At 70.5% G+C, this 16,345-nt stretch carries 10 protein-coding genes; all 10 read left to right on the plus strand.

What is annotated here, in order from left to right; genetic code table 11:
• Window positions 1-9: 9 nt before the first annotated feature.
• The 10 genes from WA967_RS02630 (at window position 10) to WA967_RS02675 (ending at window position 16,125) form a co-directional block, all read left to right on the plus strand.
• Window positions 10-981, plus strand: coding sequence for an AAA family ATPase (locus WA967_RS02630; RefSeq protein ID WP_424419346.1), 972 nt, complete (start codon window positions 10-12; stop codon window positions 979-981).
• Window positions 981-2,240, plus strand: coding sequence for a DUF58 domain-containing protein (locus WA967_RS02635; protein WP_424419347.1), 1,260 nt, complete (start codon window positions 981-983; stop codon window positions 2,238-2,240). The genes WA967_RS02630 and WA967_RS02635 overlap by 1 nt, the downstream gene beginning before the upstream one ends.
• Window positions 2,237-4,660, plus strand: a complete 2,424-nt coding sequence (locus WA967_RS02640; RefSeq protein WP_424419348.1) for a transglutaminaseTgpA domain-containing protein — start codon at window positions 2,237-2,239, stop codon at window positions 4,658-4,660. Before WA967_RS02635 ends, WA967_RS02640 begins: the two co-directional genes overlap by 4 nt.
• Window positions 4,661-4,662: 2 nt before the next feature.
• On the plus strand, window positions 4,663-5,922 hold the full coding sequence (locus tag WA967_RS02645; RefSeq protein WP_424419349.1) for an RDD family protein: 1,260 nt from the start codon (window positions 4,663-4,665) through the stop codon (window positions 5,920-5,922).
• Window positions 5,919-6,725, plus strand: a complete 807-nt coding sequence (locus WA967_RS02650; RefSeq protein WP_424419350.1) for a PP2C family protein-serine/threonine phosphatase — start codon at window positions 5,919-5,921, stop codon at window positions 6,723-6,725. Before WA967_RS02645 ends, WA967_RS02650 begins: the two co-directional genes overlap by 4 nt.
• Window positions 6,725-8,074: an FHA domain-containing protein gene (locus WA967_RS02655; protein WP_424419351.1), complete on the plus strand. Its 1,350-nt coding sequence runs from the start codon at window positions 6,725-6,727 to the stop codon at window positions 8,072-8,074. The genes WA967_RS02650 and WA967_RS02655 overlap by 1 nt, the downstream gene beginning before the upstream one ends.
• Window positions 8,071-9,678, plus strand: coding sequence for a serine/threonine-protein kinase (locus tag WA967_RS02660; RefSeq protein ID WP_424419352.1), 1,608 nt, complete (start codon window positions 8,071-8,073; stop codon window positions 9,676-9,678). Before WA967_RS02655 ends, WA967_RS02660 begins: the two co-directional genes overlap by 4 nt.
• On the plus strand, window positions 9,675-11,123 hold the full coding sequence (locus WA967_RS02665) for an RDD family protein (protein WP_424419353.1): 1,449 nt from the start codon (window positions 9,675-9,677) through the stop codon (window positions 11,121-11,123). Before WA967_RS02660 ends, WA967_RS02665 begins: the two co-directional genes overlap by 4 nt.
• A 58-nt stretch (window positions 11,124-11,181) precedes the next feature.
• Entirely contained in the window at window positions 11,182-15,696 is a 4,515-nt protein-coding gene (locus WA967_RS02670) for an FtsK/SpoIIIE domain-containing protein (protein ID WP_424419354.1), read from the plus strand.
• Window positions 15,697-15,831: 135 nt separating this feature from the next.
• Window positions 15,832-16,125 carry a WXG100 family type VII secretion target gene (locus WA967_RS02675; RefSeq protein ID WP_417554836.1) on the plus strand — a complete coding sequence of 98 codons (294 nt, stop codon included), beginning with the start codon at window positions 15,832-15,834 and terminating at the stop codon, window positions 16,123-16,125.
• Window positions 16,126-16,345: the final 220 nt, after the last annotated feature.

The following is a 16,345-nucleotide window of genomic DNA, read 5'->3' on the forward strand; positions in this document are numbered from 1 at the left end:
GACGATCACATGACAATGACACCCGAACAGGCCACCTGGTTCCAGGGCACCTTCGAACGCCTGGTGCAGAACATCGACAAGGCGCTGCAGGGCAAGCCCGAGGTCGTGAGCCTGGTGCTGGCAGCCATGCTCGCCGAGGGCCATGTGCTGCTGGAGGACGCGCCGGGCACCGGCAAGACCAGCCTTGCCAGGGCGCTGGCCGCGACGGTGCAGGGCACCAGCTCGCGCATCCAGTTCACGCCCGACCTGCTGCCCTCCGACGTGACCGGTGTGACGATCTACGACCAGCAGGCGCACAAGTTCGAGTTCCACAAGGGACCGATCTTCGCGTCGATCGTGCTGGCGGATGAGATCAACCGCGCCTCGCCGAAGACGCAGTCCGCGCTGCTGGAGGTCATGGAGGAGTCCCGGGTCACGGTCGACGGCACAGCCCACGAGGCCGGCCGTCCGTTCCTGGTGATCGCCACGCAGAACCCCGTCGAGCAGGCCGGCACCTACAAGCTGCCCGAGGCGCAGCTGGACCGCTTCCTGATCAAGACGTCGATCGGCTACCCCGACCTGGACGTGACCGAGAGCATTCTGGCGGGCGCGTCGCAGCGCAACTCCGCCGCCGCCCTCTCGCCGGTGATCACCACCGGCGCCGTCGCCGACATGGCCGACCTCGCCGCCACCGTGCACGTCGAGTCCGCCGTGCTGCGCTTCGCCGCCGAGCTGGCCGAGGCCACCCGCACCGACAGCGCCATCAAGCTCGGTGTCTCGGTGCGAGGTGCGATCGCGATGATCCGCATCGCCAAGGTGTGGGCGGCGTCGCACGGTCGCCACTACGTGCTGCCCGACGACATCAAGGCGCTCGCGCACCCGGTGTGGCAGCACCGCCTCATGCTGGATGCCGAGGCGGAGTTCGCCGGCACCACCGCGGAGACCGTCATCGCCCGCGTGCTCGAGACCGTGGCGGCGCCGCAGGCGCGGGCGAGCGCGTGATGGTGGCGGATGCGACGACCGCACCGCGCACGGCGGAGCGCGAGGCCGGGTGGCGCGACATCGTCGCCGTCATCGGCTCGCGCGTGCTCGAGCGCCTGCGCCTGGTCGCATCCGTCATCCGCCCGCTGGGCTGGACGGTGATGGCGCTTGCCGTAGCCGCCTGGATCACCGGGATGCTCCTCGGTTGGCAGGAGGTCGCGACCGTCGGCCTCGTGCTGGCGGCCGTCGTCGTCATCTGCGCGCTGTTCCTGGTCGGCCGCACGGAGTACGACGTGTCGCTGGACCTGGCCCGCACTCGCGTGGTGGTCGGCGAGCGCGCCATCGGCGCGCTGACGCTGCACAACCGGGGGAGCCACGCCATCCTCCCCTCGCGCGTGGTGCTGCCCGTCGGAGCCGGCCGCGGTGAGTTCTCCATCCAGCGGCTCGCTCCCGGAGCCGAGGCGGAGGAGCTGTTCGCGATCCCGACGCAGCGGCGCGGCGTCGTCGAGGTCGGCCCCGTCAGCGTGGTGCGCGGCGACCCGCTGGGACTGTTCGAGCGCGCACGCCACCGCGACGACCCCGTGAATCTCTACGTTCATCCCAAGACCACGCTCTTCGGCGGGCAGTCGCTGGGATTCCTCCGCGACCTGGAGGGGCTGCCTGCGGTGGACCTCTCCCGTGACGACGTGTCGTTCCACGCGCTGCTGGAATACCAGCCCGGCGACGATCTGCGGCACGTGCACTGGCGGTCCACCGCTCGCACCGGCATTATGATGGTCCGCCAGTTCGAGGAGACCCGCCGCTCGCACTTCGTGATCGGGCTGTCCACCTCGCCGCGCGAGTACCGCAGCGACGATGACTTCGAGCTCGCCGTCTCCGTCGCCGGGTCCATCGGACTGCGCGCCCTGCGCGACTCGCAGCGCGTCGACGTGCGTGTGCAGGGCCGGGAGCTGGCGACCGGCACCGGCAAGCAGCTGCTGGACTCGCTGTCGATGGTGGAGCACTCCCGCGCCCGCGACGGCGGTGTCGCGGACCTGTCCGGCGTGCTGGCCGCTCACATGCCGCTGGCCAGCGTCGTCGCCCTGGTGTGCGGTTCCGGCGTCTCCACCGAGGAGCTGCGGCTGGCCTGCTCACGTGTGCCGTTCGGCGCCAGGGCCGTCGCCGTCGTGGTGCAGGGCGGTCTCGATCAGCCCGAGCTCCGCAGGATCGGTGAGGCCGCCGTGGTCAGGGTCGGCGCCCTGGATCAGCTTCCCGTCGCGCTTCAGAAGGTCCTCGCATGACATCGGCCACCACTTCGACCGGCTTGCCGCTGCGCCGCTGGATCCTCGATCTCGGCGCGGTCGCCGCTCTCGTCGCCGTGGCGCTGGTCGGCTTCTGGCCGAGCTTCGCCGGACCCTCCTTCCTCCCTGCCGCCCTCGGCGGCATGGCGCTGGGCCTGGGTGTCGCCGCGGTGTGCGCCTGGAGGCGGTGGGGCATCCTCATCATCGCCGGCCTCACCACCGCCGCGTATTTCCTGTTCGGCGGCGCGCTGGCGTTGCCGTTCACCACGATCGTCGGCTTCGTGCCCGGCCTCGACACGCTGCAGGGCCTCGCGGGCGGCGCCGTCACGTCGTGGAAGCGGATGCTGACCACGGTCGCCCCCGTCTCGGCCGCCGACGGCCATCTGCTGGTCCCGTTCATCCTCGGTCTCGTCACCGCGGTGCTCGCCGCATCGCTGGCGCTGCGGCTGCGCCGGGTGTGGTGGGCGCTGATCCCCGTGGCATCCGCTCTGCTTCTGGTCATCGCGCTGGGCGTGCCCGACCCCGCCTTCCCTCTCGCGCAGGGTGTGGTGTTCGCCGCGGTCACGGTGGTGTGGCTGTCGCTGCGGTCGTGGTGGGTGCCTCAGCACAGCGCGGTCGACACCGCCGAGGTCGACCCGACGCGGGCCGCGCACATGCGCAGGCGCCGCCTGATCGGAGGCGTCGCCGTACTGGCGGTCGCCGGCGTCGCCGGGGCGGGCCTGGGCGCCGTCGCCTCGCCGACCGAACCGCGTCACGTGTTCCGCGACGCGATCGTGCCGCCGTTCGACATCCACGACTACGCGAGCCCGCTGCAGGCGTTCCGCAAGAACGTCCGCGACGAGGCCGACAAGACGCTGTTCACCGTGATCGGCCTGCCCGAGGGCGCTCGCGTGCGTCTCGCGGCGATGGACGACTGGAACGGCGTGGTCTACAACGTCACCGACGGCGGGCCCGGCACGTCCAGCGCGTTCACGCCGCTGCGCTCGAACATGGCGGCGGATGTCGAGGGGCCGCGGGAGTCGGTCAGATTCCTCATCGGCGACTACAGCGGAGTCTGGGTGCCGGACACGCAGGTGGTCTCGCAGATCACCTTCGAGGGGCAGGATGCCGACGGGTTGCGGCGCAGTGGCTATCACAACAGCGCGACCGGCACGACGGTCGTCACCTCCGGACTGCAGAAGGGCGACACCTACACCGTCGAAGCCGTCTTCCCGAAGACGCCCACTGATGAGCAGCTCGGCGACACCCCGTTCGCGAAGATGAAGCTGCCCGCGCTGCACGACGTGCCCGAGGACATCGGCACCGTGGCCGCGGAGACCGTGGCCGATGCCAAGACCCCGGTCGGCCAGGTGCGCGCGCTGGAGAGGTACCTGTCCACGAAGGGCTTCTTCAGCCACGGACTGGGATCGCAGGCGCACCTGTCCCGTGCCGGGCACACCGCGGAGCGGATCGCAACCCTGATGGGCGGCACGCAGATGATCGGCGATGACGAGCAGTACGCCGTCACCATGGCGCTGATGGCGCGTCAGGTGGGCATCCCCGCGCGCGTGGTGATGGGCTACTACCCCGAGAAGGACAGCAAGTCCGCCGGGGAGTTCACCGCCACCGGCGACGACGTGCACGCCTGGGTCGAGGTGAACTTCACCGGCTACGGCTGGCTGCCGTTCGATCCGACACCGCCTGAGGATCAGGTTCCGCAGGATCAGAACACCAAGCCGAAGGTCGACCCCAAGCCGCAGGTGCTGCAGCCGCCGCCCCCGCCGCAGGAGCCCGTCGACCTGCCGCCGACGGTGCCCGACGACCGGCAGCCCGAGGATGACACCCCCAACATCCTGGCGATCATCGGGATGATCCTCGCCGTGGGCGGGATCTCGCTGCTGATGCTGCTGATCCTCAGCTCGCCGTTCATCGTGATCGGCGCATGGAAGGCATCCCGGCGTCGCGCTCGTCGCAACGCAGCGCGCACGGCGGACCGGATCAGCGGCGGCTGGGACGAGCTCACCGACCGCGCCATCGACTACGGCGCCCGCATCCCGCCGGGTTCGACGCGCGTGGAGGAGGCGGCGACGGTCTCGACGGCACTGGAGATCCCCGCGGTCACGATGCTGGCCGACAGAGCCGACGGCCAGGTCTTCGGGCCGTTCGAGCCCAGTGCGCAGGATGTCGACGCGTTCTGGAAGGAAGTCGATTCCGTGGTCGTCGGGATGGGTGCGGATGCCGGGTTCTGGAAGCGTGTGAAGGCTCGGCTGAACGTGCGCTCGTTGACCGGCTCCGGCAGGATCGCGACCCGCGTCCAGGAGTTGAAGGATGCCGCGACCGCGCGCGTCCGGCGCGAACCTGGCACCATCGAGAAGAAGGCATCCGCGGCACCCTCCGGGGCTGCGCTCCCCGATGTCGGCCCCGAGAGTGAGACGAGATGAGCATGTCAGCAGGACAGGTGGCGCCGGTGAGCCGGCGGGTCCTGGCGTACGTCATCGATGCGCTGATCGCCGGGGGGCTGGCGGTGGTGCTGGTCGTCCTGGTGTTCGTGATCTCGGCGTCATCCGGACCGCGCGCGTTCCTCGGCGTGTACCTGATCGGCATGGTGATCGCCATGCTGCTGATCCTGGCATGGCAGGTCGTGTACACGCTGATGCAGGCGGGTTCGGGCTCGATCGGAATGCGCGCGCAGGGGCTGCGCCTGGGGCGGAGCAGTGACGGAGGCCCGATCGGCTTCTGGCGGGCGCTGCTGCGCAACATCGTGTTCGGTGCTGCGGCATCCGTGGTCGTGGGATGCTTCTCACCGCTCTTCGACGGCTCGGGCCGCTTCCAGGGCTGGCATGATCGGGTGGCCGATGCCCTCATGCTGGATGCCAGGTTCGGAACGGCTTGGTCGGCAGGCCCCGCATCCGAGGCGTCGCAGACCACGGCGATGCCGACGCCACCCACCGCCGCGATGCCGGCCCCGACCTATGGCGCGCCTGCCGTGCCTGCACCTCCGCTCGCTCCCGCTGCTCCGGTGCTGCCCGCAGCTCCGCTCATGCCCGCAGCCCCCGCCCTGCCGACGCCTCCGGTCGTGCCGCCGGCGCCCGCCGTCCCCGCCGCGGCCGGACAGCAGACCGCTTCGTCCTTCGAGGGGACCGGGGACCTCGACGAGACGGTGATGGCTCCGCCTTCCCGCATCGCGCCACCGGCTCCTCCTGTCGGCGCTGCGCCATCGGCTCATCCTGCTCAGGTCGCGCCGCAGGCCCCCGCTGTCGATGACTCGCTGATCTCGTTCGTCCCCGGCATCACCGTCGACACGCCTCCGGCGCGAGTGCAGTCGGCGCCCGAGCCTGTGCCCGGCCCCGACACCGAGGACACTCGCATCAGCATCCCCGGCCATCGGCTGATCTTCACCTGGGACGACGGCACGAGGGTGACCGTCTCGCGCCGCACCGTCTTCGGGCGGAACCCCGCCCCGGAGGACGGCGCCGTGGTGGTGCCGGTGCGCGATGAGACGCTCTCCCTGTCGAAGACCCACTTCGAGGCGGCATCCGACGTGTCCGGCGGATGGGTCATGGACCGGGACTCCACGAACGGGATGACAATCGTCCGGGAGGGCGTGCGCATCGCCTGCCCTCCCGGCGAGCGGGTGCACGTGCGGCTCGGCGATGCCATCGAGATCGGGGACCGCGTGGTGACGATCGGCGGGTACGCATGACGTCACCCGTGACCGTTTCATGCGGCTGGGCCACTCACACCGGCCATCGACGAACCCTGAACGAGGACTCCCTGCTCGTGCAGGCTCCGCTGTTCCTGGTCGCCGACGGCATGGGCGGACACCAGGCGGGCGAGGAGGCCAGTGCCGGGGCCATCGGCGAGTTCGCCGGCCTGGTCGGCAGGCCCACCGTGTCTCTCGACGAGATTCGCCTGGCCATCGCGAGGGCGAGGGCGAGGGTCGACGCGCTGCCCGCGAACGGCACCGGCCGCGCCGGTACGACGCTCAGTGGCGTCGCGCTGACGTCGGTCGACGGCGTCGGCTACTGGCTCGCGCTGAACATCGGCGACTCGCGCACCTATCGGCTCGCCGACGGCGAGTTCGAGCAGATCACCGTCGATCACTCGGTGGTGCAGGAGCTGATCGACGCCGGTCAGCTGCTCGCGGTGGATGCCCGTGGCGATCGTCGCCGCAACATCATCACGCGGGCTCTCGGGGCGGGCAGCGTCGGCGAGGCCGACTACTGGATGATCCCTGCCGAGACGGGCGACCGCATTCTGGTGTGCTCCGACGGCCTGTCCTCGGAGGTCTCCGACGAGGTGATCGCGCAGATCCTCGCTGAGAACGGTGATCCGCAGGAAGCAGCGGATCACCTGATCGCCGCAGCATTGGAGCAGGGCGGCCGGGACAACATCACCGCGGTGGTCGTCGACGCCGTGCATGTGAGGATGAGTCCGAGCGGTGGCGAGGACGACATCGACGTGGACACGCTCCCGCGTGCCGAGGCAGCTGGAGGGGTGCAGTGATGCGAGCTGGATACGAGTTGGGCGCGTGGTGGACGCTGATCGGGCGATCCGCTGTCGTGGTGCTGCCTCAGGATGCCGATGACGAGCTGGTCGACGGCCTGTGGGACGTGATCGAGAGCGCTGCCGGCATGAGCGCGATCGTCGACCAACTGACGTCGCACGTCGGCGGCGTCTTCGCCGAGATCCCTCCGTTCGCGGCGGTCGTGAGGGTGGGCGCCGACGTGCGCGTCACCGTGCGGGGGCGGGTCTCCGTGCGCGTCACGGATGCCGATGGCGGCGAGCGCACCTTCACCGGCGCCGAGGTCACCACCTGGAGCGAGCACTTCGTGCCGCGCGGCGCCGAGGCCGAGGTGCTCGTCGACGAGGCCGTCAGCGGTCGCGTGCTGCCGGTCGCCCATGGGGTGGTCCTCGCAGCCAGGGTCGCGCTCGACTTCACCCGGGAGGAGGCCGCGGTCGCGCCTCTTCCGGTTGCCGGTTCCGCACCGCTGACGGATGCTGAACCCGCGCCGGATGCCGGTTCCGCACCGTTGACGGATGCTGATCCCGCGTCGCTTGCGGATGCTGCGGAGCCGGTCGAACCCGGCCCGGCGCCGCGGCCGGGGGCCGCCGAGCCCGAGGACGCCCCTGCGTCCGTGCAGAAGCCGGTGACCGCGCCCACTCCGCTGGTCGAGCCCGAGCCTGACGGCATCCCCGAGCCTGACGGCATCCCCGAGCCCGAGGACGCCCCCGCGCCCGAGGACGCCCCTGACCCCGAAGAGCCGGAGTCCGCGGCATCCGTCGACGGCAGTGCGGGGCTGGCCGAGGATATCGAGGCCACCGTCGTCTCCGCAGCCACGCTGGCACCCGATGCGCCGTCGGCGCCTCCTGTCGCGCCCGTCTCGGGCGATCACGACGGTGAGACGATCCTGTTCGCGCAGATGCGCGAGATGCGACGGGCGGACGCAGCCGTGTCGGCGCCCGCGGGGCCGGACGATGCGACGGTCGCGCTCCCCGTCCAGACGCCGCCCTCGCGAGGGCGGGTCGTCGTGTCGAGCGGTCAGACGATCGATCTCGACCGCCCCGTCATCATCGGGCGCCGCCCGCGGTCGACCCGAGCCAGCGGCGACAGCGTGCCGCACCTGGTGGCCGTCGACAGTCCGCAGCAGGACATCTCCCGGAATCACCTCGAGATCCGCCCCGAGGCGGGCGCCTGCGTGGTGATCGATCTGCACACCACGAACGGCTCCACGCTGCTGCGTCCCGGAGCCGACCCCGTGCGCCTGCATCCCGGCGAGCAGACCGTGGTCGTCAACGGCGACATCGTCGACCTCGGCGACGGGGTGACGGTCCGGTTCGAGGATCTGCCGTGAGTCGTCCGCCCTCGGCGCCCCCGGTGCTCCCCGGTTTCACGTACGTCGAGCCCCTCGGAACGGGGGGCTTCGCCGACGTGTTCCTGTACGAGCAGCAGATGCCGCGCCGCCGGGTCGCGGTGAAGGTTCTGCTGGCCGACCGCATCACCGGCAGCGCCGTGAAGGAGTTCACCGACGAGGCCAACGTGATGGCCATGCTGTCGACCCACCCCGCCATCGTCACCATCTACCAGGCGGGTGTCGCCGGCGACGGCAGGCCGTATCTGGTGATGGAGTACTGCCCGCGATCGAACCTGCAGGTGCGGGCCCGACGCGAGCGCTTCTCCGTCGCCGAGGCGCTGCGCGTCGGCATCCAGGTCGCCGGAGCGGTCGAGACCGCGCATCGCGCAGGTGTGCTGCACCGCGACATCAAACCCGCGAACATCCTCGTCACCGAGTACAACCGCCCCGCGCTGACCGACTTCGGCATCGCCTCCACCACGCACAGCGCGGGGGAGACCGCGGGCATGTCGATCCCATGGTCGCCGCCGGAGTCGTTCGCCGACGCCCCCTCGGCGACCCCGCGGTCGGATGTCTGGGCGCTGGGCGCCACCGTGTACACGCTGCTGACCGGGCATACGCCCTTCGAGCAGGCGGGCGGCCGCAACTCCGGTGCCGACCTCATCGAGCGGATTGAACGGTCGCCGCTGCCGTCGCTGGCCCGTGCCGACGCGCCCGGCAGTCTGCAGGCGGTCCTCGAGAAGGCGATGGCCAAGAATCCGGCCGACCGCTACGCGAGCGCGGTGGCGTTCGCGCGGGCGCTGCAGAAGGTGCAGATCGAGCTGTCCCATTCGGTCACGCCGGTCGACATCGTCGACGATCAGCCGCAGAGCGGTCAGGCCGACGACGATGATGACGGCCTCACCCGGGTGCGCGAGGTCGTCTCGATCGAGCCGACCCGCCCGTCGGCGGCGACGCTGCGCAAGCGGAGGACCCCCGCGCCGTTCCCCGGCGAGGTCCCCGAGGGGACTCCGGTCTTCACGTCCGCTCCGCCGCGACCGGAGCCCGTGCCCGTTCAGCCCGCACCGCAGCCGGAGCCGGCGGATGACGACCGCACCGTCCTGCGGGGTCCGCGCGTGGTCGCCCCCGTCGCGCCCCCGCTGGCCGCCGCCCCCGAGCCCGATTCCCCGCAGGAGCAGCCGGGCCGCCGCGGGATGCCGTGGTGGGGCTGGATCGCGCTGGCTGCGGGGCTCGTGATCCTCGTGGCGGGAACGTGGTTCTTCGGTGGTGCGATGATCAACGGCGCGGAGCCGACGCCGACGCAGAGCACGGTGCCCGCGCCGAAGCCCCAGGATCCGCTCGCCGGCCTCGTGCCGCAGGTCGAGGATCTGACTGCGGTCCAGGACGGCGGCGAGGTCGCCTTCAGCTGGACCAACCCGGATCCGGTGAAGGGTGACTCCTACCTCTGGCAGAAGGTCACCCTGACGGGGAAGGAAGCGCCTCAGAACATCGAGGGGATGACCGTGACGGTCCCCGCTGATCCTTCCGGCACGACATGCATCGAGGTGACGCTGCGGCGCTCCGACGGGCGCTCGGGCGATGCGGTGCGAGGCTGCACGCCGTGATCTGGGAGATCGACGAGAAGAAGGTCGTGATCGAGGGGCTCGACGCCGCCGGTCGTCCGGATCCTGCCTACGCCGCCGCGCTCGGGCTGCTGCAGGCGCCGTCGGGGCGCCGGGCCGTGGCCGGAGTCTGCGATCTCGTGGGATGGCTGCTGCTGCAGCTGCCGCTGTGGCTGGGCGCGGTGCCGCTGCTGCTCAAGCTCGCCGGCGGCTCGATCTCGCCGTACGGGTTCATCAACCACCCGGGGTTCGTGCTGGCTGTCGTCATGGCCGCAGTGTCGGTCGTGTTCAGCCTGGTCTACTGCGTGGTGCAGCTGGTGATGCACGGCCTGCGCGGGATGACGATCGGCAAGGCGATCACCGGCATCCGCACCGTGGACGTGCGCACGCTCGAACGCCCGGGATTCGGGCGGGTCCTGCTGCGATCGCTCATCCTGCTCGCCGCGAGCCTGGTGCCGCTGCTGCTGCCGGTCTTCCTCGCCTCGCCGCTGTTCGACGCCGCCCGGCGCGGCCGCGGATGGCATGACAGGGCGACCGGCGTGTGGCTCATCGATGTGCGCGGCGGGCTGGACCCGTTCGATGAGAAGCGACTGCGCGTGGCGCGGAAGATGGTCAAGGCCGCTCCCGCAGCGGAACGCGCCGTGCTGCCGTCGCTGGCGACTCCGTCGGACTCCCGTGCGCAGCCGGAGTATCGCCCCGGCAGCCGGATCAGCGCCGGAGTGCTCGGCGTGGCCCGGCCGCACTCGGCGAACGAGCGTCCTGCGGTCGGACTGTCGCAGGCGACAGCCCCCGTGCCGCCCGCGTCGACGGATGCCGGCCGGCCGGTGCTCGGAGGATTCCGCCCCGCGGGCCCGACACCGTCGGCTCCCGCCCGCGCTCCCCTCGCGGATCAGGGCCTGGTCGCCGACGTGCCGGTGACGCCGTCGCCCGTCCCGCCGCAGATTCCGCCCGTGCAGGAGTCCCGGCCGCAGCCGACGGCATCACCTGTCCGGAACCCGACCGTGCAGCCCGGGCCGACCGTGCAGCCCGGGCCGACAGCGCAGCCCGAGTCGGCACCGCAGTCGACGGCGGAACAGGCATCCGCTTCGGCCGGGGTGCCCCCGGTCCGGGCATCCGCTCCTGCCGTGCGCTACGCGCTGCGGCTCGACTCGGGGGAGAGCATCCTGGTCGCAGGACCGGTGCTGCTGGGACGCAACCCCGACGCGACGCCGCATCCCGGTGCCCGCGCGATCCCGCTGGCCGACGCCAGCCGCTCGCTCTCGAAGACGCACATGCTGGTCCGCCCGGTCCCGGGCGGAGTCGCGATCGTCGACTGCGGCTCGACGAACGGATCGGGGCTGTTCCATGACGGCGTCGAGTACAGCGTCACCGCCGGAACGCCGGCGATGGCGGTCGAAGGGGACACGATCAGGCTCGGCGATCGCCGGGCGACCGTGGTGCGGGTATGACCTCGCACGCGCGGATCTTTGCCGTCGGGCCGCGGCCCGCGGGAGATGAGGGAGACCAATGAGGCTGAAACTGACCCTGCATCGTCCGTCGAACGATCCGGTGGACATCGTCATCACCACCGACTCGACCGCGACCGCCGGTGACGTCGCCCGCTATGTCGCCGAGTCGGACCCCACCCGGTCGACGCCGGTCGCGGAAGGCGACGTCGTCACCCTCGCAGTCGCTCCGCCCACCGCCGAGCGCCTGGTGCCGCTGCCGCCGGACGTGCCGATCGGCGAGGCTCGGATCGGCTCCGGCTTCGCGGCATCCATCGTCAACTACGGGCCGGGATACTCCGCCGGCGGCAGCCGCGAGAGCGTCGGCGTGCTTCGCGCGACGGCGGGGCCGCTCGCGGGGCAGGAGTTCCCCGTCGCCTCGGGGCACGTCTCACTGGGCCGCGATCACGGCAACGACGTCGTGCTGAACGATCCGATGGCGTCGAAGAGGCACGCGCGCCTCGAGATCGGCGTCCAGGTCGAGATCGTCGACCTAAACTCCGCCAACGGCGTGCTCGTCGACGGCGTGGCCGTGCAGCGCGTCCGCATCGAGGAGGGGCAGCCGTTCGTCATCGGCGGGACGACGCTGGAGCTGCGGCTGGCGCGGTCCTTCGACGGGTCGTCGGCGGAGGAGCCGATCATCGAGCGCGGCGGCGGCCTGAGGTTCAACCGCAGTCCACGCGTGGAGGTGCGCTACCCCGGCACGGCGTTCAAGATGCCGCGCCTGCCCACCGAGAAGCTCGACAAGATCTTCCCCTGGCCGATCCTGATCACGCCGATCCTGATGGGCGCCGCGCTGTTCGCGCTGAACGGCAATCCCCGGTCGCTGCTGATGGTGCTGATGACGCCTCTGATGGCGTTCGGCAACCTGATCAATCAGAACGCGCAGACCAAGCAGACCTCGAATCACGAGTTCGTGCTGTTCGAGAGACAGTTCGAGCAGCTCGAGGAGGACTTCTTCCACGGCAAGCCGGATGAGGAGAGCGCCCGCAACGAGGAGGCGCCGCCGGTCGCCGAGATCTTCGATCAGGCGATGCGCCTGGGGCCGATGCTGTGGACCAGACGCCCCGAGCACTGGAACTTCCTGGGGCTCAGACTCGGCAGCTGCCGGCTGCCCGCCCGCAACACGATCGACGACACCGAGACTCCGGAGGGGCTTCCGGAGTTCATCGAACGGGTGGATCGGCTGCGCGAACGCTACGAATACGTCGACGATGTGCCGATCTTCGACACGATGGCGGATGCCGGATCGGTCGGCATCGCGGGCCCGCAGGGCCCCGTGGCCGACGCGATGCGCGGCATCGGCGTGCAGATCGTGGGCCTGCATGCGCCGAACGACGTCGTCGTGGTCGCCTTCACGGACTCGGCGTGGACGCCCGAGCTGGACTGGCTGAAGTGGATGCCGCACACGTCGAGCGAGCGCAGCCCGTTCCGCGACATCGCGCTCGCCGACTCCGCGCCGACGGCCGCTGCTCTGCTGAGCACGCTCGAGGATCACGTGAAGCGGTCCACGGGGGAGGACGATGACAGCGAACCGCGCGGGCCGTTCAAGGAGGAGTGGAATCCTCTGCTCTACGGCACCGACGTCTCACGTGCGAAGGACGAGCATCAGAAGACGCCGTCGCTGTCGGTCATCGTGTTCGTCACCAGCGACGCTCCCGTGGATCGCGGCCGGCTCACCGACGTGCTGGAGCGCGGCGCGGATCACGGCGTTCATGCCGTGTTCGTCTCGCCCACCGTCGAATCCCTTCCCGCGGTCTGCCGCAGCTTCGTCGACGTGACGGCGGGGCTCGAGGATGCCACAGTGGGCCTGGTGCGCAGTGGCGAGCTCTTCGAGCACGCCCGCGTGGAGGGCGTCTCGAACGCTTACATGCAGATGCTGGCGCGGCGCCTGGCGCCGGTGGTGGATGCCAGCACCGTGGTGCACGACGCATCCGACATCCCCAACTCGGTGAACTTCCTGCAGCTGGTGGACCCGGCCATCGCAGAGGATCCGCACGTCGTGATCGAGCGCTGGCGGCAGAACAACACCATCGTGGACCGCTCGTCCGCTCCGCGGCCGCGACTGAAGAAGGCCGGCACGCTGCGCGCGATCATCGGGCAGGGCGCCAGCGACGCGATGGCACTCGACCTGCGCCTGCAGGGCCCGCACGCGCTCGTCGGCGGGACCACGGGTGCAGGCAAGTCGGAGTTCCTGCAGGCCTGGGTGCTCGGCATGGCTGCCGCGCACAGCCCCGACCGCGTCACCTTCCTGTTCGTGGACTACAAGGGCGGATCGGCGTTCGCGGACTGCGTCGAGCTGCCGCACTGCGTGGGCCTGGTGACCGACCTGAGCCCGCACCTGGTGCGGCGGGCGCTCACGAGCCTGCGGGCCGAGCTGCAGTACCGGGAGCACCTGCTCAACCGCAAGAAGGCGAAGGACCTGCTCGAGCTCGAGAAGCGCCAGGACCCCGAGGTGCCCCCGGCCCTCGTGCTGGTGATCGACGAGTTCGCGGCGCTGGCGTCCGAGATGCCGGAGTTCGTGGACGGCGTCGTGGACATCGCTCAGCGCGGCCGCTCGCTCGGCATCCATCTGATCATGGCGACGCAGCGTCCGGCGGGTGTGATCAAGGACAACCTGCGCGCGAACACCAACCTGCGCATCGCCCTGCGCATGGCAGACGAGTCGGACTCGCGCGACGTGGTCGACGACCCGATCGCCGCGACGTTCTCGCCCGCGATCCCCGGCCGCGCGATCGCCAAGACCGGACCGGGCCGCCTGGTGCCGTTCCAGTCCGCGTACGCCGGTGGCTGGACCGGTGAGGACGAGGCGGTCGCGGCCGATGTGCACGTCTCCGAGCTGCGCTTCGGCGCGAGCGGCGAGTGGGAGCCCGACCGTCCGCCCGAGTCCGACGCGCACGAGGAGGACCTGGGCCCGAACGATCAGAAGCGCATCGTGTCCACGCTGATCCGCGCCGCGGACACGGCCGGACTGCCTATGCCGCGCCGTCCATGGCTCGACGACCTGGCACTGCTGGTGGAGCTGGACGATCTGCCGAACGACGGCGACACCCGCATCCCGCTGGCACTGCTGGACGTGCCCGAGAAGCAGCTGCAGGAGTCAGCGGTCTTCGTGCCCGATCGCGACGGCTCGCTGGTGATCTACGGCACCTCCGGGTCGGGCAAGTCGACGGTGCTGAAGACGATCGCCGCCTCGGCGGGCATGCGTCCGGACAAGGGGCGCGTGCAGGTGTACTGCCTGGACTTCGCCTCGGGTGCGCTGGGCTCTCTGACCGTGCTGCCGCACGTGGGCTCGGTCGTGGACGGTTCCGACGTCGAGCGCATCCAGCGCCTGCTGCGCACCCTGGACGGCGAGTTGGATCGGCGCTCCTCAGCGTTCTCGAAGGCCAGCGCCGCATCGGTGCAGGAGTATCGCGACCTGGTCGACCCGAACATGCCGCGCATCCTGCTGCTGATCGACAACTACCCCGAGTTCAAGAAGGACTGGGAGGTGACGGCCGGCCGCAACGCGTTCTACCGCATCTTCATGCGCATTCTCGGCGAGGGGCGCACGCTGGGCGTGCACACGGTGATCACCGCCGACCGCGGCAATGCCGTGCCCAGCGCCGTGGCCGCCAACATCTCGCGGCGCGTGGTGCTGCGCATGGGCGACGAGAGCCAGTACATGCTGCTGGGCGCCCCGCGCGACGTGCTCGACGAGCAGTCCGCACCCGGCCGCGCCGTCATCGACGGTCACGAGGCTCAGATCGCCGTGCTCGGCGGCTCGCCGAACGTGGTGGAGCAGACCAGGGCGCTGGGTGCGCTCAGCGAGAAGCTGCGCGCCCAGGGCGTGCGGGATCTGCCCGAGATCGGCGCACTGCCGACGATGGTTCCGGCGTCGGAGATGCCGGCGCAGGAGGACGGGATGCCGGTGTTCGGCGTCGCCGACGACACGCTCGCTCCGCGCGGATTCGAGCCGATCGGGTCGTTCGTGATCTCGGGGCCGCCGGCGTCGGGCAAGACCAACACGCTGAAGGCGCTGGTCGTCGCGATGGAGCGGTTCAACCCGCGGGTGAAGATGTACCACTTCGGCACGCGACGCTCCGAGCTCAAGGACTTCCGCCCGTGGGTGCGCAGCGCCATCCGTCCGGAGGACGAGAAGGAGCTGGCGACCGAGCTGACCGAGCTGATCGGCAGCGATTCGCCGGATGCCCGCATCCTCATCGTCATCGAGGACATCCCGCACCTGGCGGACGGCCCGGCGGATCGCCCGATGCGAGCACTGCTGCAGGCGCTGAACAACAGCGAGCACATGCTGATCGCCGATGCGGAGATCAGCCGTGCCAGCGGCAGCATCGGCGTGCTGGGCGAGTGGAAGGCGGGCAGGCAGGGCATCGTGCTCAAGCCCGACACGTACGACGGCGACACGATCTTCAAGACGCCGTTCGGCCGGGTCAAGAGGTCCGACTTCCCGGTGGGGCGTGGGATCTTCGTGCAGGCCGGCCGCTCGGTCACCATGCAGATCCCGTTCGTCGTCGACGCGCCGCAGGAGGGCTGAGCAATGAGGGCTCCGGTCGGATGGGCAGTCCTGCATGGGTAGTACTCCCCATTTGCGAGATCCTGGTCTCCGGTTACTCTCGAACCTGTAAGAGGCCGATCGGCCTGAAGAAGATGAAAGCTGGAGGCGGATCTCATGGCCCACGATTTCGGAGCAACGTACAGCGAGATGGAGAGCGCGGCCTCGCGTCTCCGCGATGGCCGCAGCTCGGTCACCGACACCCTCAAGGAGCTGCAGGGCGTCATCGACGACCTCGTGCAGGACGGGTTCAAGACCGAGAACGCATCGGACGCGTACGCCACGGCGTACGAGGAGCTGACCACGTCGCTGGATGACGCTGCCGAGGCCGTCAACGACATGGCGCAGGCCCTCGACCGCATGGCCGACGCGATCCGCGACACGGACTCGCAGCTGGCCGGCGGGGCCTGAGCTCAGCTGTCAGAGAGGTCGTGGCGCTGTTCGGGGGAACGGCACCGCGACCTCTTCCGCGGGTTCTGATAGTAGGAGGTGTGCTGTGGGGATGATGCTGCCGAATGAGCTTGTCTGGGTGATGGAGAAGCTGGGTTTCGAGTGGCCTGACATCGATGAGGATGAGGTTCGCAAGGGTGCCACGCTGGTGCGTGATCTCGGGAACGACCTGGAGGGGGTG

The organism is Microbacterium sp. (genome assembly GCF_049650565.1).
In the GTDB taxonomy this organism is placed as follows: Bacteria; Actinomycetota; Actinomycetes; order Actinomycetales; family Microbacteriaceae; genus Microbacterium.